Source organism: Allobosea sp. OAE752, from assembly GCF_050433265.1.
Lineage (GTDB): Bacteria > Pseudomonadota > Alphaproteobacteria > Rhizobiales > Beijerinckiaceae > Allobosea > Allobosea spartocytisi.
Map to the genome: position 1 here is coordinate 190515 of NZ_JBNPXO010000006.1, position 20482 is coordinate 210996.

Genomic DNA, 20482 nt, shown 5'->3' on the forward strand with positions numbered 1-20482 from the left:
CATGAGCTCATCCGTAGAAACCCTGCCGAAGCTGTTCACGCCTCTGACCATCGGCGACATCGCGCTGAGCAACCGCGTCGTGATGGCGCCGCTGACGCGCAACCGCGCCACGCATGGCAGCGACGCGCCGAATGCGCTGAACGTCGAATATTACCGCCAGCGCGCCAGCGCCGGGCTGATCATCAGCGAAGGCACGCAGATCTCGCAGCAGGGGCAGGGCTATATCTGGACGCCGGGCATCTATAGCGAGGCGCAGGTTGAGGGCTGGAAGGCGGTGACGGAAGCCGTCCATGCCGAGGGCGGCAAGATCGTCGCCCAGATCTGGCATGTCGGCCGCGTCAGCCATGTCTCGCTGCAGCCCGGTAACAAGGCGCCGGTCGCGCCCTCGGCGGTTGCCGCCCGGACCAAGACCTATATCGAAAGCGGCTTCGCCGAGGTTTCGCAGCCGCGCGCCCTGCCTGCCGAGGAATTGCCCGGCATCGTCGCGGACTATGCCCGCGCGGCGGAGAATGCGCGCAAGGCCGGTTTCGACGGCATCGAGATCCACGGCGCCAATGGCTATCTGATCGACCAGTTCCTGAAGGACGGCACCAACCAGCGCACGGACGCCTATGGCGGATCCGTGGAGAACCGCGTCCGCTTCCCGCTCGAGGTCGTCGACGCGGTGACGAAGGCGATCGGCAAGGGGCGCGTCGGCATCCGCATCTCGCCGGTGAGCCCGGCCAACGGGATTTCCGACAGCGACCCGCAGGCGGTGTTCGGCCATTTTGTCGCCGAGCTCGGCGCGCGGGGGCTGGCTTTCCTGCACGTGGTCGAGGGCGCCACGGGCGGCCCGCGGGACATCGCGCCCTTCGATTACGATGCGCTGCGCAAGGCCTTCAAGGGCGCTTACATCGCCAATAACGGCTTCGATCGCGAGACGGCGATCGCGGCGGTGGAGAGCGGGCGGGCCGATGCGATCGCCTTCGGCAAGGCCTTCATCGCCAATCCCGACCTTGTCGAAAGACTGGAGCGCAATGCACCGCTCAACACGCCGCAAGCCGAGACCTTCTATGGCGGCGACGCGCGTGGTTACACCGACTATCCGGCGCTGACGGAGAAGGCGGCCTAAGCGCCTCGGCCGGCCTCTTTAGGCCTCTCGCCACATGCGCGACGCGATCCCGCTCTTCATCGGCGGGAGCGCGTCCGCTTCGGAAGCCCCGGCGGGAGGCGGCAAAACTTTTGCCGTCTCCCGTGAAAAAGGAGTTGCGGCGGCGCAACGCTCCGACTACATAGCGCCCTCGACCGGCGCTGCTCCCTTCGTCTAGCGGTCTAGGACGTCGCCCTCTCACGGCGAAAACAGGGGTTCGAGTCCCCTAGGGAGCGCCATTTGCGTGCAAAACTGCGAACACCGGACGCCCAGTGACTGACCGTTCGAGCGTGGCTTGTCGCCGATAACGCGGACGATACCGTCGTCAACCTTGATGCGATCGACGACCAAGCGGATGTAGGTCTTCCGGAACGGAATATCGCCGGTCGAGACGTTCTGGCGCATCATACGTCCAAATTTCTCCACGACTTCGGGACCGATCGGCGCAAACGGCGCCGTTTGCGCTCTGATTCGATCGAGCGCGCCTTTGGCGTTGTCGCGGCCTTGTTTGAGGGTGGCGAAGGTCGCGTAATCTTTGCATGCTTCGGCAACGAACTTCGCTGTCGTCCCTCATCCGCGCGTAGGGTAGCATCGGATAGGAGCCCTCAGCCGAGCATCCGCCCGTTTCTCGGAGAGAGAGTTTATGCGCCACTTCGATAGCGAGGCCCTGGCTGCGTTCGCAGCGGTCGCCGATCTCGGAAGCTTCACCGCCGCAGCCGAGCAGCTTCGGAAAACCCAGGCTGCGGTCAGCATTTCCATCGCGCGTTTCGAAGATCGGATCGGAAAGCGGTTGTTCGATCGCTCGAAGCGCGGCGTGACGCTGACGGTCACCGGCGAGCGCTTGCTGACCTATGCCAGGCGCATCCACGCCATTGAAGCCGAGGCTCTCTCGTCGATCATCGACAAGGTCACCGAGAGCCGCGTCGTTCTGGGGATGCCGGACGACTACATCACCTGTTTCGGCGATGCCTTGATCCAGCGTTTCAGCCCACTCCATCCGCATATCTATATTGATCTGCAATGCCGGTTTTCTCGAGACCTCGAACAGATGGTCGAAATGACGACTCCCGACGGTAACGTGCCGCGGTAGCGAGTCTGAATCAGGCCTCCGCTCGCCACGTCGAAAGGCGTGCGCTCATCGCGGTCTATTGCCTTCCAATGGGCGAAGATGCCGGCCCAGGCCATCTGCGATGAGCGCCAAGCCCGCTTCAAACGCAAACCGATAATCGATCGGCGGAATGCCGATCGATTGGTCTTTCACCTCGTCCCGACCTGCGTCGGCCTGCTCTTCCAACACGCTTCCGACCGTGAAGCGATTTGCCGTGAAGAGCCCCATCCTTGCCTCCTGCTCCGGCAGCCCGGCCGCGACCAGGAAGGCGAGGTATTGCATGATCCGCTCCATATCGTCCGCGCCGGGTCGTGATCCTGCGTGAAGCCGGGCACCGTCGCGGCGCGCAAGCAGAGTTTGGCGAAAGCTCCGGTTGTTCTCCAAGAACCAGTCACGCCAATCATAGACCGGCGTCGGCACGGGAGTCGCCTTGTGAGGCGCCATGGCGGCATCTGCCATGGCAGCGAGCAAGAGGCCCTTGGTTCGAAAATGCCAGTAGAGTGTCGGCTGCTCCACTCCCAGGCGCTTCGCGAGCTGCCGGGTAGTGAAAGCGTCCAAGCCAACTTCGTCCAGCAGGTCGAGCGCTTCGGCAACCACAATTTCCCGATTTAGCTTTGTCATGCTGACAATCTATCGCTGATAGGGTATCTGGTAAAGCTACCCTATCAGCGATAGAGTGGGATATCGGATGGCGATCGCGGAGAGAGCACTCTCGTTGAAAGTTTTGATATGCGGGGCCGGCGTCGCCGGCGCGGCCTTGGCTTATTGGCTCGCCCGAAACGGTCATCGGGTCACGATCGTCGAGCGTTTTCCGGTGCTCAGGAAAGCGGGTGCACAGGTCGATCTCCGCGGCCAGGGCATCGAGGCAGCCCGGTGCATGGGATTGCTCGATGCCATCAAAACCAAGCTGGTCGACGAACCCGGCGTCGCTTTCGTGAACACGAAAGGCGAGATCAAGGCGATGCTGATGGCCAACACCTCCGGTCGAGGTCCTCAGTCGCTCACATCCGAATACGAGATCATGCGCGGGGATCTGATGCGCATTCTCTTCGAGGCGACCAGAGAAACGGTCGATTACCGCTTCGACTGCAGTGTCGAGCAGTTCGAACAGGACGAGAAACATGTCGTCGCTCGCTTCACTGACGGCTCGTCCGAAGAGTTCGACATTCTGGTTGGCGCTGACGGCCAAGGTTCGCATATCCGGAAAGCCATCTTGCCGACCGGCGCCGATCCCTACCGACGGATGGGGATTCAAATGGCATACTGGTTCATTCCGCGCATCACGTCGGACAACAACATCCGCGACACCTACATCGCGCCCGGTGGCAGAATGGTCATGCGCCGGAGCCATAATCCCGCAGAGACCCAGGTTTACTTCGTACTGAGAGACGAGTCGGACGAGGCGTCGTCAGTTCACAGAGAGCCTATCGATAGGCAGAAGGCATTCTGGGCGAAACGGTTTCGGGATGCGGGTTGGCAAACCGAACGGTTCATCGAGGGAATGAACACGGCAGACTTCTTTTACTCCCAGGAGGTTTTGCAGGTACGCGTCGATTCCTGGTCGGACCGACGCGTCGTGCTCATTGGAGATGCTGCGCATTGCGCTTCACCTTTCAGCGGCATGGGAATATCCGGCAGCCTCGTTGGCGCATACGTTCTGGCCGGCGAGATCAGTCGGAATTCAGGAGATCTGCGGCAGGCATTTGCGAATTATGACGCCGTGCTTCGGCCGTTCGCGAACGAAATCCAGGACAGCGTGAAGCCTTTTCTCCTTCAGCTGGGCATGCCCCGGGCGCGATGGCAGATATCTGCATTTCATGCCGTGACCGCATTGGCCTTGTTTCTTCGTATACCTGAGCTCATCGCCAGAATATTGCCGGACGACAGAGATGGCAGGTGGCTCCTGCCAAAATACCCAGAGCTTCTTCGGCATGACTGACCTGATGAGACCCTTGTGCGGGTGGGCAGACGGCGCGTGCTGATCAAGGCTTGATCTCTCTGGTTTCGGAATTGGGATCCTCAGCGGTGGTCTAGTTTTGCCCGGTCCGCGTCAGCAAAACCGCAGGCGCTCCACTGGGCCGGTTTCTCACTGCAGCGCATTTGGCTCCGGATTGACCTAAATTACATTGCTATTTCAACCGCATAAGTGTTCGCAGTTTTATCCTGTATGGCGCGCCAATCAAATCGACGGCTTAAGTGCAGTCGATCCTTGTCGTCGTTTATCCATCCATTGAGCACGCGGTAGACGCGGCGCGGGCGGCATCATACCGGCCCTTGCGGAGCCGGTCCCCCGTGGCGCACCGATGTTGTTTCGTATCCGGCGAGCTCTTCGCGCACGATGGCCAGAAAACCATCGACGAGGGGGTCGGTGCGGTGGTGGCTCGGGAACATGGCATGGCCGTGGAACATCACCTCCGGCTTGAAAGGCCGGAAGACGATGCCGCTGCGCCGATAGTCGTCGGCGGCGATCGGATTGACGATGCCGATGCCGAGCCCTTGCTCGACAAGCGCGCAGATCGCCGCGCTGAACGGCGTTTCCAGCGCGAGATGGCGGCGCACGCCCGCATCCTGGAAGATGCGGTCGACACGGGCTCGCGCGCCATCCTCGAGCGAAAGCGAGATGAAGGCCTCGCCTTCGAGATCCTTGGGCGTGATGCGGTCGCGTTTCGCCAGGCGGTGTCCCGGCGGAAGGGCGCAGACGCCGGGGATCATGTAGAGCGGGCGATGTTCGACGCGCGGAATGTCGATCACGTTCGCGATGAAGCCGATGTCGCAATAGGATGACGACATCCAGCGCGTGACCGTGCCGTCATGGCCCATCTGCAGTGAGATGCTGACTTGCGGAAAGCGCTCCTTGAAGCGCCGGATGCAGCGCGGAATGAAGCCCAGCGCCATCACCGGCATCGCCGCGATGCGCAGGCGCCCCGTCCCGAAGATGCGGATGTCGCGCGCGGCGTAGGAGAGGGTCTCCAGCCCGATATAGCTGCGTTCGACCTCGCGATAGAAGGCCAGCCCCTCCTGCGTCGGCCGAATCCGCCCCGCTTTCCGCTCGAACAGCTTGAGGTCGATCTCGGCCTCCAGCTCGGCGATCAGCCGGCTGATGCTGGGCTGGGAGGTTCGCAGCTCCTGCGCCGCCGCCGTCATCGAACCGCGCAAGATGATGGTCCGGAACGCGTCCACCTGTCGGAGATTCATCGGCAAGCTCATATCACTGGTGAATAGAAGAGCCAAAAACTGAGATTTGACCAGATAGATGGCCAAGACAATACTTTTGGCCATGTCAACGCGTCCGAGCATCGCCGTGACGTCCCGCCTCACCGGCATGGCCTGCCTGCGCTGCGCCGAGCCCTGGCCGGTCGCGGAGTACGAGGCGGGTTGCCCGCGCTGCGCCGCCGAGGGACATGCGTCCAATCTGCGGCTGACCTATTTGCCCGGCGGGCGCGGCGCCTCGCTGCCCTATCCCGAGGCCCTCTCTCTGGGTGAAGGCGGCACACCACTGGTCGAGCTGCCTGAGCTGGCGAGCGAGCTGAAGCTCGGCAAGCTGTCCGCAAAGCTCGAATGGTGCAACCCGACGGGCTCGCACAAGGACCGGATGAGCGCGCAGCTGATCGCGCGGGCTCTCGATCGCGGCGCCGCACGCGTCGTGGCGGCGTCGAGCGGCAATGGCGGCCTCTCGGTGGCGGCGTACGCCGCCCGTGCCGGGCTCTCCGCGGAGATCGCGACCACCGAAGCGCTGCCGCGGGTCTATCGCCGGGCGATCACCGCATATGGCGCGACGCTGGTGCGCTTTGCCGACAGCATGGCCCGCTGGAAGCATCTCGCGAAGCGCGTCGGCGAGGGAGCCTTCGCGGCGACGAACTACAAGGTGCCGGCCATCGGCACCAACCCCTTCGGTATCGAAGGCTACAAGACGATCGCGGCGGAGCTGGCAGCGGGGACGATGCCCGATCTCGTCGTCATGCCCTGTTCGCGCGGGGATCTTCTGTCCGGCATCCGCCTCGGCTTCGAGGAGATCGGCGCGGGTGTGCCGATGCTGGTCGCGGCCGAGCCCTTCGCGCGGCTGGAGCGGGTGCTCGCCGGCGCCGATTATCGCGAGCCGTTTGCCGGCGACACCGCCCAGGCTTCGATCGCCGGCAGCACGGTGACATGGCAGGCGGTCGAGGCGCTGCGTGCCAGCGCCGGCCGCGCTATTCCGGTCGATGATGGGGCAGCGCGGGCGGCGCAACGCCGCCTCGCGGCCTGCGGGCTCCATGCCGAGCTGTCCGCGGCCTCCGCATTGGCTGCGCTGGCCATACTCGCCGCAGGCGGTGGGCTCGCGGGCCGCCACGCCGTGATCGTGCTCACCGGCTCGGGATCGCGCGATCCCGGCGACAGCGACATGGCTGCGAGACCCCAGGATGAAGCTGCCTCGGACGGGGCGCTCGCACAGCCGGCAACGACCGGCGTTTCACCACAGAGAACCGATCCATCGGTCCAACAGAGGGAAAACGGATGACCACGCTCGTCTCGCGCCTATCGGCGCTCTCGGCTTTCGCCGCCACCGCCTTCACGCTCTCGCTCGGGGCCCAGGCCCAGAGTCTGCCTCCCCTACCGGAAGCGATCAAATCCGCAGGCGTCCTCAAGGCCGGGGTGCGCTGCGACCAGCCGCCCTATGGCTACAAGGACGAAACCGGCAAGTTCGCCGGCGTCGAGACCGAGATGGCGATCCAGATCGCTGCCTGGGCCTTTGGCTCGCCGGACAAGATCGAGCTGACCTGCGTGACGGCCGAGAACCGCATCCCGCAGCTGGCCGGCAAGAAGGTCGATATCCTGATCGCCACGCTCGGCGTCACGCCCGAGCGCGCCCGCGTGATCGACTTCTCCAAGCCTTATCGCTGGGGCGGTTCGGACATGCTCGTCGCCAAGGACAGCCCGATCAAGAAGCTCGACGATGTCGCCGGCAAGACCGTGATCATGCTCAAGGGCTCGACCCAGGCGAAATGGTTCGAGGACAACATGCCCAAGCTCGAGGGCCTGAGGCTGAACACGGCATCCGATGCGCTGCAGGCGCTGAAACAGGGCCGCGGCGACGCCTATACGCATGATGCCGCCACGCTCGTGGTCATCGCCGCCAAGGATCCGAGCCTGCGGCTCGTCGGCGAGCCCTTCGCCGTCTCGGACGCCGCCGTCGGGGTGCGCAAGAACGAGCCGGAATGGCTCGCCTATGTCGATGCCGCGCTCGACCGAATGAAGGCCGAGGGCCTCTACGGCAAATGGGTCGACAAGTGGATCCCGGCCGATATCCGGCCCTTCTACGTCGACGCCTTCACCAAGCCGAAGCCCAGCGCGCGCTGAGCGCAGGCAAGCGCCGGGAGCGGTTCGCGCTCCCGGCACCCCGGCAGCCTGGCAGCGAGAGGAGCGCGTGCCATGGAGTTCGACTTCGCCTATCTCACTGCGCAATGGCCGGCGCTGATGCGCGGCCTGTGGCTGACGGTGCAGGTCAGCGCGCTCTCGATCGTGCTCTCGATTCTGGTCGGCGTGTTCGGCGCGGCGGCGCGCGTGCTGCAAGTGCCGGTGCTCGACAAGCTTGTCGTCGGCTATGTCGAGTTCATCCGCAACACGCCGCTGCTGGCCCAGCTCTTCTTCATCTTCTATGGCCTGCCGGGCCTGGGCCTCAGACTCTCGCTGTTCTGGTCGGGCGTGCTCTGCCTCACCATCTGGGCCGGCGCCTACCAGATCGAGAATATCCGCGGCGGGCTCGAGACAGTGGGCAAGGGCCTGCGGGAGGCCGCCTTCTCGCTGGGCCTGTCGCCCTGGCGCTATTTCCGCCTGGTAGCTGCGCCGATGGCGATTCGCGTCAGCCTGCCGTCGATGCTGAACACCTCGATCTCGCTCCTGAAGAACTCCTCCTATCTGCAGGCGATCGGCCTGGCCGAGCTGACCTATGTCGCGATCGACCGGATCTCGATGGATTTCCGCACCATCGAGATGTTCTCCGCGATCTGCGTGATCTACCTCCTGCTGGTCCTCGCCCTCTCATTCCTCGCGAGCCGGCTGGAATACCGGCTCAACGCGCCGTTCAGGCATTGAGGGGGCGCAGATGGAGCTGCTGATCCGCAATTTTCCCTTCATCCTGCAAGGCCTCGCCATGACGCTGGGCCTGGCGCTGGCGACGCTGTTCTTCGCGACGATCATCTCCTTCGTGCTCGGCACGCTGGCGACGCTGCGCTTCGGCTGGCTGCGCGTGCTGGTGAAGATCTATGTCGAGCTCTTCCGCGACATTCCGCTGATCGTGAACATCTTCTTCGTGTTCTTCGTCGCGCCGCTCTTCGGGCTGGAGCTGTCGCCCTTCGCGGCCGTGACGGTGGGGCTTTCGGTCTGGGGCAGCGCCAACGGCATCGAGATCGTCCGCGGCGGCTTCAATGCGGTGCCGAGGCATCAATGGCAGAGCGCCGCCGCGCTCGGGCTGAAGACCTGGGAAATCTATCTCTTCATCACCGGCCCGCAGGCCCTGCGCGCGATCCTGCCGCCCTTCGTCGGGCTCTTGACGCTGCTCGTGCAGGCGACGTCGCTCGGCGCGCTCGTCGGGGTCAACGAGTTCTTCAAGGTCGGGCAGATCATCGTCGAGCGCACGACGATGATGGAGGGCTGGAATCCGGCCTTCACCGTCTATGCCGCGGTCCTGCTCACCTATTTCGTCATCTGCTCGACGCTGACCTGGTTCGGCCGCTGGCTGGAGCACCGGCTGAAGCGCGACCGCCCGCAAGCCCGTCCGGAGGCGATCTCCTCGGCCGCGCCGGCAGCGCAACTGCCCTGATCTTCGCAAACTCACCTGGATACTGGGGAAGCCGTCATGGAATCGAAAGTCAGCCGCCGTCTGACCGAGAAGGTCGCCGAGGAGGTCTGCGAGCACATCTACGCGCCGCGGCTCGCGCGGGATTTCCGCACCGTCTTCGGCTATATGAGCGACCTCAACCAGGCCCATGTGCTGATGCTCGCGCGCTGCGGGCTGATCTCTCCGCAGGCTGCGAAAGCGCTTGCCGTCGGGCTCCTGCGCATGGAGGCCGACGGGCCCGAGGTCGTCGAACTCGACCCGCAACGCGAGGATTCCTACTTCAATTTCGAAGCGCACCTGATCAAGCTGATCGGGACCGAGGCCGGCGGGCGGATGCATATCGCCCGCAGCCGCAATGACCTGACCTCGGGAATCGACCGGCTGCGCGCCCGCGACCTGCTGCTCGACGCGAGCCAGGCTCTTCTCTCGGTCGAGGAGCACGCGCTGGACGGAGCCTTCCGCTTCCGGGAGGTGGTGATGCCGGGCTACACCCATCTCCAGCCGGCGCAGCCCATCACCTACGGCTTCTATCTCGCCGGCGTCGCGCAGTCGCTCGAACGCGACCACGGCCGCCTGACGGATGCCTGGGCGCGCACCAATATCAGTCCGCTCGGAGCAGGCGCGCTTGCCGGCACGACCTTCGCGATCGACCGGGACGCGGTCGCACGCTCACTCGGCTTCCAGGGGCTGGTGGAAAATGCCCTTGATGCCGTCGCGACCCGGGATTTCGGGCTCGAGATCCTGTCGGCGCTCACCCAGATCGCATTGGGGTGGAGCCGCGTGGCGCAGGACTACCATGTGATGGTCTCGCACGAATTCCAGACGATCGAGTTCCCGGATCGGGTGACCGGCACGTCGAGCATCATGCCGCAGAAGAAGAACCCGGTGGTGCTCGAACATCTCAAGGGCAAGGCCGGGCATCTGCTCGGCCTCTACGTCGCCTCCGCGACGGCGGTGAAGGGCACGCATTTCACCAACACCATCGACGGCAATCGCGAGGGGATGCGCGGGGTCTGGGAGGCGGGCGAGGAGACGCTGCGCTGCCTCTCGCTCTTCGATCTGATCATCGCCACGGCCCGGCCGAACGCGGCCTTGATGAAGCGCCGCGTCACCGAGGATTTCGCCTCCGCGACCGATCTTGCCGACCTGATGGTGCGGGAGGCCGATCTCTCGTTCCGCGAGGCGCATCACGTCGTTGGCGGGGTCGTCCGCGCGGCGATGGATGCCGGCCTCGCCGCCGACGGCATCACCACCGGGATGGTCGATGCGGCAGCCCAGGATCAGCTTGGCCGGTCGCTCGGCCTGCCGGCGGATCGCGTCCGCGAGAGCCTCGACCCGGCGGCCAGCGTCGCTGCGCGCCTCGTTCCCGGCGGGCCGGCCCCGGATGCGGTCGCGCAGGCGGTGGAGGCGGCGCAGGCGCGGCTCGAAAATCGCCGTGGCGTTCTGGCACGCAAGCGCGGGGATCTGCAGGGCGCGCGCGAGGAGCTGAAACGCGCCATGCGGGAGCTCGCCGCATGAGCGCCCGGCCGCTGATCAGCTTGCGCGGCATCGGCAAGCGCTTCGGTGCGCATCGGGCGCTCAGCGGCATCGATCTCGATGTCGAGGCCGGTAGCGTCGTGGTCCTGATCGGGCCGAGCGGCTCCGGCAAGAGTACGCTGATCCGCTGCATTAACGGCCTCGTCCGGCCAGACGAAGGCACGCTCCACATCGCCGGAAAACCGGTCGATATCCACCACGAGAGCGCCTGGCAGCAGATGCGGACCGAGGTCGGCATGGTCTTCCAGGACTACGCGCTGTTCCCGCATCTGAGCGTACTGCGCAACATGACGATCACGCCGGAGCGCCGCCGGGGCGTGCCGCGCGCCAAGGCCGAGGAGGAGGCGCGGGCGCTGCTGACGCGCGTCGGCCTTGCCCACAAGGCGCTGGATTATCCGTCTGCCCTGTCCGGCGGGCAGCAGCAGCGCGTCGCCATCGTCCGCGCGCTCGCCATGCGGCCGAAGGCGATCCTCTTCGATGAGCCCACATCCGCACTGGATCCTGAGACGATCGGCAGCGTCCTCGACGTGATGAAGGATCTTGCCCGGGAGGGCACGACCATGGTCGTCGTCACGCACGAGATGGGCTTTGCCCGCGAGGTTGCCGATCGCGTGGTGTTCATGGCGGAGGGGCAGATCGTCGAGGAGGGGCCGCCGGATGCCTTCTTCGGCGCACCACGGCACGAGCGCACCCGCACTTTCCTGTCCAACATCAGATCCTTCGGAGAGGCCGCCCATGGCTGAGCCGACCGGCGTTCTGGCGCCGAACTTCACAACCGATCCGTACTGGTGGGACGCGGCCCCGCCCGAGACCGCACGTGACCCGCTGCCGGAGGAGACCGATATCCTTGTCGTCGGCTCAGGCTATTGCGGCCTCTCGGCTGCGGCCGAACTGGCTCGCAATGGTGTCGACGTCACGGTCGTCGACGCGGAGGAACTCGGCGCCGGCGCCTCGACGCGCTCCGGCGGCATGGTCTCGAGCGGCCAGAAGCTCGTCATCGGCGGCGCGATCAAGGGCGTCGATGCCGCGCGCATGGAACGGCTTCTGGAGGATTCGCTGTCATCCTACGAGCACCTCAAGAGCCTGATCCGCGAGAAGGAGCTCGATGCCGATCTCGGCGTCTTCGGCCGCTATTTCGGCGCCCATGTGCCTGGTCATTACGACCGGCTGCGCCGCCATGGCGAATTGCTGGCGAAGCACACCGGCGTCACCGTCCACGAGATTCCGAAATCGCGGCAGCACGAGATCACGAAGACGGATTTCTACCATGGCGGCATCGTCATCGACGATTATGGCGGCCTCCATCCGGCGAAGTATCACCGGGCCCTGCGCCGCCTCGCGCAGGCCAATGGCGCAAAGCTGCGCTCGCATGCCCCGGTCCTCAAGGTCGGCCCGCTGGCGAACGGCTTCCACGAGGTCGAGACCGGTCGCGGCATGGTTCGCGCGCGCCATGTCTTCTTCGGCACCAACGGCTACAGCGACAAGGCGAGCGGCTTCCTGCACAAGCGGATCGTCGGCGTGCGCAGCTACCAGATCGCGACCGAGCCGCTGCCGCCGGAGCTGATGGCCGAGATCAATCCCGGCCGGCGCATGATCACCGATTCCAAGCGCGAGCTGATCTATACCCGCCCGTCTCCGGACGGCACGCGCATCCTGTTCGGCAGCCGGCCCGGCATGCTCAACGTGCCGGAACGGGAGGCGGCGCCGCGCCTTCACGCCATGATGCTGAAGGTCTGGCCGCAACTCGCCGGCTACAAGGTCACGCATTGCTGGAGCGGCAAGGTCGGCATGACCGCGGACAAGATCGCGCATATGGGCAAGCTCGGCGGTATCGACTTCGCCGTCGGCTGCAATGGCAACGGTGTCGCGCTGATGACCTATCTCGGCCACCAATCGGCGCTGAAGCTGCTCGGGAAGCAGAACCGCAGGAGCGCCTTCGACGACCCTGCCTTCCCCGAAATTCCGGTACCGCTCTACGATGGCCGCCCCTGGTTCCTGCCCATCGTCAGCGGCTGGTACCATCTGCAGGACGCGATCGATCGCCGACTGGCGCGGTTCTGAAGGAAATGACGGCGGCAAAAAAACCGCCGAGTTGCTCGCGGCAGCCTCACCCCGCAGCAGGGCGCGCCGCGGTCACCGCAGATAGTGGATATGCGGCCTGTGATGGTGAGGAGACGCCTCGACGCGCGCCTCGACCGAAAAGACCTCCCGGAGGAGCGTTTCGCTGATCACCGCGTCCGGCGGTCCGGACGCCACGATCCGGCCTTGCTGCATGACGATCACCCGGTCGCAGAACATGGCGGCGTGGTTGAGGTCGTGCAGGGCGACCACGCTGGTGATCGGCAGGCTCGCGACGAGCTTCAGCACGCCGATCTGGTGCTGGATGTCGAGATGGTTGGTCGGCTCGTCGAGGATCAGCTCGGTCGGCGTCTGCGCGAGCGCCCTGGCGATATGCGTGCGCTGCTTCTCGCCGCCCGACAGGCTCTGCCAGCGCTCGTTGCGCCGGTCCTGCATGCCGGCGCGCTGGAGCGCCTCGTCCACGGCACGGTCGTCCGCATGGGTCCAGCGGGACATCCAGGAGCGATGCGGAAACCGTCCGAGCCGGACGACATCGACGACACGGAGATTGGCGCTGGTGGTCGCATGCTGCTCGACGAAGGCGACACGACGCGCCACCGTTCGAGCACCCAGCGATGCGAGATCGCTTCCATCCAGCAGCACGCGGCCCGATTGCGGGCGCTTCAGACCGGTCAAAAGGCGCAGGAGCGAGGTCTTGCCGGAGCCGTTGGGGCCGAGCAATCCCAGCATCCGTCCGGGCTCGGCGGCAAAGGAGACGCCGTCGACGATCGTCCTGCTTCCGATCCGCCAGACCAGATTCTCTGCCGTGATGCTCATGAGGCACGCTGCAGCCGGTAGAGGATGATCGAGAAGAACGGCACGCCGACGAGAGCGGTGACGACGCCGATCGGGAGCACCTGTTGTGGGATCAGGGCGCGCGAAGCGACATCCGCCAAGACCATGAAGACCGCGCCGATCAGCACGCAGGCCGGCAGGAGCCGGACATGGAGGGGGCCGATCAGGGCCCGGGCGGTATGGGGCACGATCAAGCCGACAAAGCCGATGGAGCCGACCATGCTGACGATGGTCGCGGTCATCATGGCGGTGAGGGCAAAGAGGACGATCCGGGCCCGGCCGACATTGACGCCGAGGGAGGCGGCCGTTTCGTCGCCGAAGGCGAAGGTGTCGAGCGTCCGGGCATAGCAGAGGCAGGCGACGAGCCCGAGGCTGACGACCATCGAAACCAGCATGAACTCCGGCCAGCGCACGCCGCCGAAGCTGCCGAGAAGCCAGAACATGACGTCGCGGGCCTGCTGGGCGTTGCCGGAGGTGGTGACGATATAGGAGGTCGCGGCATTGAAGAGCTGCGAAGCCGCTACGCCCGCCAGGATGGTGCGGTCGGCGCCGCCGCGCGTGCCGTTCGAGAGCAGGGCGACGAAGCAGAAGGCGGCGAAGGCGCCGAGGAACGCGCCGCCGGACAGCGAGAGAACGCCGCCGCCCAGACCCAGGATGATGATGGCGACCGCGCCGGTCGATGCGCCTGCCGAGATGCCGAGCACATAGGGTTCCGCGAGCGGGTTGCGCAGCAGCGACTGCATGATCGCGCCGGAGAGCGCGAGGCCGGCGCCACAGAAGGCGGCGACCAGAGCGCGGCTCAAGCGGTAATCCCAGATCACCGTCTCGTAGACGCGATCGATCTCGACCGTCGTCCAACCCAGCCGGTTGGTCACGGCGGCGAGCGTCGTGCCGAGCGGGATCGGCAGGTCGCCGATGCCGACGCTGAGACCGATGGCGAGCCCGATCGCCGCCAGCGATCCCAGCAGCAGGCCGGCCAGGGCCGCCTTGCCCTGAAGGGCGCCGTATTCCCCGTTCACTTCAGCAGGCCGAGCGCTTTCAACTGCTGCGCCACCTGTTCGGCGCCGTAGATCGTCCGGACGGTGGGGTTCATCGCCTGCCCATCCATGACCACGACCGCCTTGTTCCTGACGGCGGCGAGCTGGCTGACGGCCGGGTCCGTGGTCAGGAACTTGATCTTGGCCTCCGGCTTGTCGAGCTCCCAGCGATTGCGGTCGAGGCTGGCGACGACGATCACGTCGGGCTTCGCCGCGATGATGCCTTCCCAGCCAAGCGTCGGCCATTCGGCCTCGGTCTGTATGGCGTTGCGACCGCCGAGCAGGTCGGCGATGAACCCGGAGGCGCCGTTCTTGCCGCCGAGATAGGCGTCGGCAGATGGGGAGGGGCTGGAGAACCAGAAGACGTAGGAGAGTTTCCGGTCGCCCGGCGTCACGCTGGCGCGCAGCGCCGCCTCACGCGCCTTGAAATCGGTGATCAGGGCCTGGCCGCGATCGGCGACGTCGAAGATCCGCGAGAGCTCGTCGATCTCCTGATAGAGCGCATCCGTGCTCCAGAGCTGGGCGCGGCTGCCATAGGCGTCCTTGCTGCCCTTCGTATCGAGACAGGTGCTGGGGGACAGATAGCTGGGAATGCCGACACGCTCGAAATCCTCGCGCTTGGCGACCTTGCTGCTCGGACCGAGCAGCGTGGGAAGGGCGGCTGCGACGAAATCCGGCCTCTCGGCGAGGAGGCTCTCGAAGGTCGGGAACTCCACGGTCAGGAGCTTCACCTTGGCATTGGCTTCGGCAAGCTGCGGCAGGACCTTGCTTGGCCAGAAGGCGGTGCCCACCATCCTGTCCTGCAACCCGAGCAGCAGCATGATCTCGGCGCTGTTCTGGCCGAGACCGATGGCCCGCTGCGGAGCCTTCTGGAAGATGACCTTCACGCCGCAATTGTCGAGCGTCAGGGGGTAGCTGTTCGGAGCTGCCGCAACCGGGGTCGCAACGCCGCCGGCAGCGCAAAGCCCGGCCGCGATCACAAGCGATTTGAAGCTGCCCACGCGTCATGTCCAAGGAAAGTTGTCTGTGGGGCGACCTCTTAACGGCCCTGCGAGAAAAGGGCTAGCCGAGGCCAAAACATTATAAATATTCTAAATTACGGCGACGATTTACTTTCCGGCGGCATGAACAGTGCTTCCCCTGCGGAGATTCGCAAGGGCCATGCGACGATGCCATGTCCGTCGTCCGGGCGCCCCCGCTCAAAGCTTCGAGCAGAGCCGGTAGGCCTCGTAGATCGATGAATAGATGTCCCGGCTCGACACGGCGTCGCCGATGCGATGCAGAAGGAAGCTGCCAGCCGGAGGCGCTTCAGCCTCCGCATCGCCGACCATGAAAGCGGTATCGGTGACACCGTCATTGGCCGAGAGCGCTCTCAGCGCGTGATAGATCTCGGCGGCGGGCAATGTGCCGTGCTCGACGACGATCTGGCTCGCTTCGATCCGGCTTTGCGCACCGGTCAGCTCATGGCGGAAGCTGGCCTGAAGGGCGTTGCCTCGGCGTTCGACCTTCTCCAGCCTGACCTCGGTGAAGGAGCGGATGCCAAGCTCCGCAAAGCGCTTCCTGAAGCCGGATCTGTCGATATAGGACATCTCGACGGCAAGCGCGTCGTCCGGGGTGGCGATCGAGACCGTCTTGCCCTGCTGGGCGAGATGCAGGACGCAGGACGCCGCCGCCTGCCGCCCGGTTCCATCATAGACGAGCACATCGTCCTTGCCCGGCACCGTTCCGGTCAGCACGTCCCAGACTGTGTCGCAGAGCTCGGCACCCTCCAGCCAGTCGGTGTCGGGAACGCCGCCCGTGGCGATGATGACGAGGTCGGGCTCCTCGGCGCGCACCGCGTCGGCCTCGACATAGCAGTTCGTGCGGATATCGACGCCGAGCCGCGCCAATTCGCCGATCCGCCAGTCGACGATGCCGATCAGGTCGCGCCGTTCGACCGCGGCCGTTGCTACGAGCAGCTGGCCGCCGAGCCTGGGCGCCGCCTCGAACAGGATGACGGAATGGCCGCGCTCGGCGCAGACGCGGGCAGCTTCAAGGCCGGCGGGGCCGCCGCCGACGACGATGGCTTTCAGCCGCCGCGAAGCCGGCTTCACCTCGTGACCGAGCACGGTCTCGCGTCCGCTGGCGGGGTTATGGATGCAGTTGACCTTCTTGTAGAGGCAGTAGGAGGCCCCGACACAGGGCCTGATCCGCTCCTCATCGCCCCGGATGAGCTTGTTGACGATATGCGGGTCGGCGATATGGGCGCGGGTCATGCCGATCAGGTCGACGATGCCCTCGCGGATCGTATGGCGGGCCGTCGCGATATCACGGATACCGCCGGCATGGATCAGCGGCAGCTTCGTCTCGCGGCGGAATTGCGCCACCTTGTCGAGATAGGGCGCGCTGCGCTGGAACAGGCCGGGCATGTTGTCTTCCGCCAGCGCCAGATCGGTGTCCATGCGGCCGTAGATGCAGTTGAAGTAATCGATGTGCCCCTCGCGCTCGAAGATGCGGGCGAGCTGCACGCAGTCCTCGAACCCCGATCCATCGGCGACGCCTTCGTCGATCACGAAGCGGATGCCGACCACGGCGTCGTCACCGACGCGCTTGCGAATGGCCTCATGGACCATCAGGCCGAAGCGGGCGCGGTTCTCGGGCGAGCCGCCGAAGCGATCCCTGCGCTTGTTGGTGAGCGGCGACAGGAACTGGCCGATGAGATGGCCTCCCGTCACGGTCTCGACGCCGTCGAGCCCGCCCTCCATGCAACGCAGCGCCGCATCGGCGTAATCCCGGATGATCCGCGCGATATCCGCCTCATCCATTTCCTTGGGAAAGTTGCGGTTGCGCGTCTCGCGCACGCGCGACGGCGCCAGCACCGGCAGCCAGTTCCAGCCATAGGAGGTGGCGCGGCGGCCGAGATGCGAGACCTGGCACATCACCGCCGCGCCATGGCCATGGATGCGCGCCGATAATTGCGACAGATGCGGAATGATGCGGTCGCTGGAGAGATCGAGCTGGCCGCCGCCCCAGCTGGAGTCGGGGGAGGTCATCGCCGAGCCGCCGATCATCGTCATGGCGAGCCCGCCGCGGGCCTTCTCCTCATGGTAGCGCTGATAGCGCTCCAGCGGCAGCCCGCCATCGTCGAGCATGGAGGCGTGGCTGGTGCTGACGATGCGATTCCGGAAACGCAGTTTCTTGATCGCGAACGCCTCGAGAAGCGGGTCGAGGCTTGCACCGGGCGCGGGAGCGACGGTTAGCTGTGCTGCACTCACCGAATTGTCCTCGCCAAAGCCAAAGCCTATACGCATGCGTGATGGCAGTTGCGAAGCTGCGCAGCCGCTGTCATATGGCTGATCCCCCTGCGATCCTGCGGCAGATGCCGGAAGCGGAGTAGATTGAAAAAAGCTTGGCGAGGGATACGCTGAGCGTATGGCTCTTCTTCCTCACCTGGTTCCGTCGGCGCGCGGGCTGCTGATCTTCGAGGCCGCGGCACGCACCGGCAGCTTCACGGCGACGGCGGTCGAGTTCAATGTCACCCAACCCTCGATCAGCCGCAGCGTCGCCGAGCTGGAGGCGGCCATCGGGGTCAAGCTCTTCGAACGCCGCGCGCGTGGAATCGAGCTGACCATCGATGGGCGCGCGCTCCATGACGTCCTCGGTGAGGCCGTCACCCGTATTGCCGAGACCATCGAGGCGATCCAGCGTCGCAAGAGTTCGACGAAACCTGTCGTCACGCTTTCGATGTCGAGCTCTTTCGTGGCCCATTGGCTGCTGCCGCGTCTCGGCGAGTTCAATGCGGCATTCCCGCAGGTCGATATCCGCTTCGATCTGGTTCCGGGCGTCCTGCGCGGCATCCCGGACAATGTCGATCTCGCCACGCGCATCGTCGCCGCCGACGATGAAAGCTTTCATCGCTGGTCTTTCGCGCCCGAGATCATTTTCCCGGTGTGCAGCGCGGCCTATCTCAGCGCCCGCGGCCCGCTCGACCATAAGGGCGATGGGGCCGGACATGTGTTCCTGTGGCTGACGGACCATGCGACCCCCAAATGGGCCAAGGAATGGGGCAACGTCGCCCATCGCGGCACGTCCCGCGGCGTCTGGCACGAATTCACGGATTACTCCGTCATTCTCCAGGCCGCTCTCAACGGCGAGGGCATCGCGCTCGGCTGGGTCAGCGTCATCGCGAGCATGCTGCTGAAGGGCATGCTGGTGCCTGCCTCGGATCTCGTCATCCGCACCGGCCAGCACCATAGCCTGGTCGCGCCCCGGTCCAAGCCCCTGAGCCCCGTCGTCGTCGAGATCGCTCTCTGGCTCCAGGCTGGGATCGCGAAAGAGCTCGATGCGCTCGCCGGCATGGATGGCCTGTCCATCGGGAGCTGATCGCGGGAGCCGGCGGCGGACCGGTTTCGCTTCAGAAAAGCAGGGCGTCGAGGTGGTCGGGAGCGGCTTGCGCCGGCAAGAGGCGCTGCAGCGCTGCCGGCCTCGTGCCGAGGATTGCAGGCCGCGTGAGGTGCGTGAACGGATGCCGGCGCCAGCACGCTCAGGTTGCGATGTTAAGCATCCATTAACCAAGCTGGCCCAATACTCCTATTGTATCGACTTGCCTAAATTCCTGACAATGGATGTTTTTATCATGGCAAGAATACATTTCGTTCCGGCAGTACTGATAGCTTCCCTTGTGTCAAGCGCCCTGAGTGCGGCCACAGCGACGGGCAATTTCCAGGTTCAGATCAATATCCAGGCTACCTGCATTGTTGTCAGTGCCTCGGATCTTAACTTCGGCAACGCCGGCGTCCTTTCGGCGAATGTCGATTCGACGAGTACTATCAGTGTCCAGTGCACGGCCACGACGCCTTATTCCATCGGGCTCAACCAGGGCGTGAATGGCGGCTCCGTCACGACGCGCCAAATGGCGGGGACCGGCGGCCTGATCAATTACGCGCTTTTCCGTGACGCCGGCCGAACCCAGAACTGGGGATCGACCATCGCGACGGATACCGTTGCCGGGATCGGGAGCGGCGCGGCGCAGAACTATACCGTCTACGGCCGGGTTCCGCCCCAAACCACCCCCGCGCCGGCGCTCTACACCGACACCATCACGGTGACGGTGACGTACTGACCGGCGCAATCGCGCTCGCCTGCCGCCGACGATCGACCAGGCCTAACCGGAGGAGGCGCGACGGAGCTGCATGCGCAGCGCCGATCCCTGCCGCTGTGCCGGAACAGAAGGAAACCCGCATGAAGAGCGCGGTCATCGGAATTGGTTTTGCAAGCCTCATCGCCGGAGTGGCGGATGCGGCTTCCCTGCAGGTCGCCCCCGTGCTGCTGGACCTCCCGGCGCCCGGAAACACGGCGACGATCACCTTGCGCAACACGGATGTCGAACCGATCACCGCCCAGATCCGCGTCTTTCGCTGGATCCAGCGCGACGGAGCCGAACGGCTTGAGCCCGTGGACGACGTCGTGGCCAGCCCGCCGGTCGTTCAGCTGCGTTCCCGTCAGGATTACACGGTCCGGATCGTCCGGGTGACGGGGCAGCCCGTCGCGCGAGAGGAGGCGTATCGGCTGGTCATCGACGAATTGCCCAAGCCGAACCGCACGCCCGGAACCGTGGCTCTGGTCATGCGCCATGTGGTGCCCGTCTTCTTCAGCCGGAAATCCGCTTCGCCCGCCTCGGTCGCCTGGTCGGTCAGCCGCCATGACAAGGGCTTGACCCTGAGCGCGGTGAACAGCGGAGAAAGGCGCGCACGCTTCGCCGCGGTCACGATCCGCGACGCCTCCGGAAAGGTGGTGTCCGAGACGAAGGGGCTTCTCGGCTATTCGCTCGGCGGTTCGTCGATGCAATGGGTCCTTCCCTCGTCGCCGTCAGCGAGGTCGGGCGCGCGGTTCACGATCTCCGGCATGACCGACATTGGCTCGTTCAATGCGCCGCTGCCGGTGTCCGCCAGCCGCTAGGTTCGCAG

At 65.3% G+C, this 20482-nt stretch carries 19 protein-coding genes and 1 tRNA gene; 14 read left to right on the forward strand and 6 right to left on the reverse strand.

Features of this window, described 5'->3' with window-relative positions:
- Nucleotide 1: 1 nt before the first annotated feature.
- The 3 genes from GGC47_RS17490 (at nt 2) to GGC47_RS17500 (ending at nt 2219) form a co-directional block, all read left to right on the forward strand.
- Nucleotides 2-1111 carry an alkene reductase gene (locus tag GGC47_RS17490; RefSeq protein WP_429068561.1) on the forward strand — a complete coding sequence of 370 codons (1110 nt, stop codon included), beginning with the start codon at nt 2-4 and terminating at the stop codon, nt 1109-1111.
- 181 nt (nt 1112-1292) lie between these two features.
- Nucleotides 1293-1368, forward strand: a tRNA-Glu gene (locus GGC47_RS17495).
- 404 nt (nt 1369-1772) lie between these two features.
- Complete coding sequence (locus GGC47_RS17500) at nt 1773-2219, forward strand: LysR family transcriptional regulator (RefSeq protein ID WP_142023105.1); 447 nt, start codon at nt 1773-1775, stop codon at nt 2217-2219.
- Nucleotides 2220-2264: 45 nt separating this feature from the next.
- On the opposite strand, the gene GGC47_RS17505 is transcribed toward GGC47_RS17500, so the two are convergent.
- On the reverse strand, nt 2265-2858 hold the full coding sequence (locus GGC47_RS17505) for a TetR/AcrR family transcriptional regulator C-terminal domain-containing protein (protein WP_142023106.1): 594 nt from the start codon (nt 2856-2858) through the stop codon (nt 2265-2267).
- Nucleotides 2859-2925: 67 nt separating this feature from the next.
- On the opposite strand from GGC47_RS17505, the gene GGC47_RS17510 reads away from it, so the two are divergent.
- On the forward strand, nt 2926-4176 hold the full coding sequence (locus tag GGC47_RS17510; RefSeq protein WP_429068562.1) for an FAD-dependent oxidoreductase: 1251 nt from the start codon (nt 2926-2928) through the stop codon (nt 4174-4176).
- A gap of 323 nt (nt 4177-4499) precedes the next feature.
- On the opposite strand, the gene GGC47_RS17515 is transcribed toward GGC47_RS17510, so the two are convergent.
- Nucleotides 4500-5432, reverse strand: coding sequence for a LysR substrate-binding domain-containing protein (locus tag GGC47_RS17515; RefSeq protein WP_142023108.1), 933 nt, complete (start codon nt 5430-5432; stop codon nt 4500-4502).
- A 106-nt stretch (nt 5433-5538) separates the two neighbouring features.
- Between GGC47_RS17515 and GGC47_RS17520 the strand changes: the two genes are divergently transcribed.
- The 7 genes from GGC47_RS17520 to GGC47_RS17550 all read left to right on the forward strand — a co-directional run bounded on the left by GGC47_RS17520 (nt 5539) and on the right by GGC47_RS17550 (nt 12648).
- The gene (locus GGC47_RS17520) at nt 5539-6732 is read left to right on the forward strand and encodes a threonine synthase (RefSeq protein ID WP_210245703.1); all 1194 of its coding nucleotides are present in this window, start codon (nt 5539-5541) and stop codon (nt 6730-6732) included.
- Nucleotides 6729-7571 carry a transporter substrate-binding domain-containing protein gene (locus GGC47_RS17525; protein WP_142023110.1) on the forward strand — a complete coding sequence of 281 codons (843 nt, stop codon included), beginning with the start codon at nt 6729-6731 and terminating at the stop codon, nt 7569-7571. Before GGC47_RS17520 ends, GGC47_RS17525 begins: the two co-directional genes overlap by 4 nt.
- Nucleotides 7572-7643: 72 nt before the next feature.
- A complete protein-coding gene (locus GGC47_RS17530; protein WP_112764357.1) occupies nt 7644-8306 on the forward strand; it encodes an amino acid ABC transporter permease in 663 nt (220 codons plus the stop codon).
- Nucleotides 8307-8316: 10 nt separating this feature from the next.
- Entirely contained in the window at nt 8317-9033 is a 717-nt protein-coding gene (locus GGC47_RS17535; RefSeq protein ID WP_142023111.1) for an amino acid ABC transporter permease, read from the forward strand.
- 36 nt (nt 9034-9069) lie between these two features.
- On the forward strand, nt 9070-10569 hold the full coding sequence (gene argH, locus GGC47_RS17540) for an argininosuccinate lyase (protein WP_142023112.1): 1500 nt from the start codon (nt 9070-9072) through the stop codon (nt 10567-10569).
- Complete coding sequence (locus tag GGC47_RS17545) at nt 10566-11330, forward strand: amino acid ABC transporter ATP-binding protein (protein ID WP_142023113.1); 765 nt, start codon at nt 10566-10568, stop codon at nt 11328-11330. Before argH ends, GGC47_RS17545 begins: the two co-directional genes overlap by 4 nt.
- Nucleotides 11323-12648, forward strand: a complete 1326-nt coding sequence (locus tag GGC47_RS17550) for an NAD(P)/FAD-dependent oxidoreductase (protein ID WP_142023114.1) — start codon at nt 11323-11325, stop codon at nt 12646-12648. Before GGC47_RS17545 ends, GGC47_RS17550 begins: the two co-directional genes overlap by 8 nt.
- A gap of 72 nt (nt 12649-12720) precedes the next feature.
- On the opposite strand, the gene GGC47_RS17555 is transcribed toward GGC47_RS17550, so the two are convergent.
- From GGC47_RS17555 to GGC47_RS17570, 4 genes are all read right to left on the reverse strand, one after another.
- Entirely contained in the window at nt 12721-13482 is a 762-nt protein-coding gene (locus tag GGC47_RS17555; RefSeq protein WP_142023115.1) for an ABC transporter ATP-binding protein, read from the reverse strand.
- A complete protein-coding gene (locus GGC47_RS17560; protein ID WP_142023116.1) occupies nt 13479-14519 on the reverse strand; it encodes a FecCD family ABC transporter permease in 1041 nt (346 codons plus the stop codon). Before GGC47_RS17560 ends, GGC47_RS17555 begins: the two co-directional genes overlap by 4 nt.
- Complete coding sequence (locus tag GGC47_RS17565) at nt 14516-15538, reverse strand: ABC transporter substrate-binding protein (protein ID WP_142023117.1); 1023 nt, start codon at nt 15536-15538, stop codon at nt 14516-14518. The genes GGC47_RS17560 and GGC47_RS17565 overlap by 4 nt, the downstream gene beginning before the upstream one ends.
- Before the next feature lie 198 nt (nt 15539-15736).
- The gene (locus GGC47_RS17570) at nt 15737-17827 is read right to left on the reverse strand and encodes an oxidoreductase (protein WP_185748042.1); all 2091 of its coding nucleotides are present in this window, start codon (nt 17825-17827) and stop codon (nt 15737-15739) included.
- A 121-nt stretch (nt 17828-17948) separates the two neighbouring features.
- Here GGC47_RS17570 and GGC47_RS17575 point away from each other — a divergent pair, with 121 nt between their 5' ends.
- The 3 genes from GGC47_RS17575 (at nt 17949) to GGC47_RS17585 (ending at nt 20474) form a co-directional block, all read left to right on the forward strand.
- Nucleotides 17949-18899 (forward strand): LysR substrate-binding domain-containing protein, encoded by a 951-nt coding sequence (locus GGC47_RS17575; protein ID WP_142023119.1) that lies wholly within the window; start codon nt 17949-17951, stop codon nt 18897-18899.
- A gap of 253 nt (nt 18900-19152) precedes the next feature.
- Nucleotides 19153-19638, forward strand: a complete 486-nt coding sequence (locus tag GGC47_RS17580; protein WP_142023222.1) for a Csu type fimbrial protein — start codon at nt 19153-19155, stop codon at nt 19636-19638.
- A gap of 119 nt (nt 19639-19757) precedes the next feature.
- On the forward strand, nt 19758-20474 hold the full coding sequence (locus GGC47_RS17585) for a fimbrial biogenesis chaperone (RefSeq protein WP_142023120.1): 717 nt from the start codon (nt 19758-19760) through the stop codon (nt 20472-20474).
- The last annotated feature ends 8 nt before the right edge of the window (nt 20475-20482 follow it).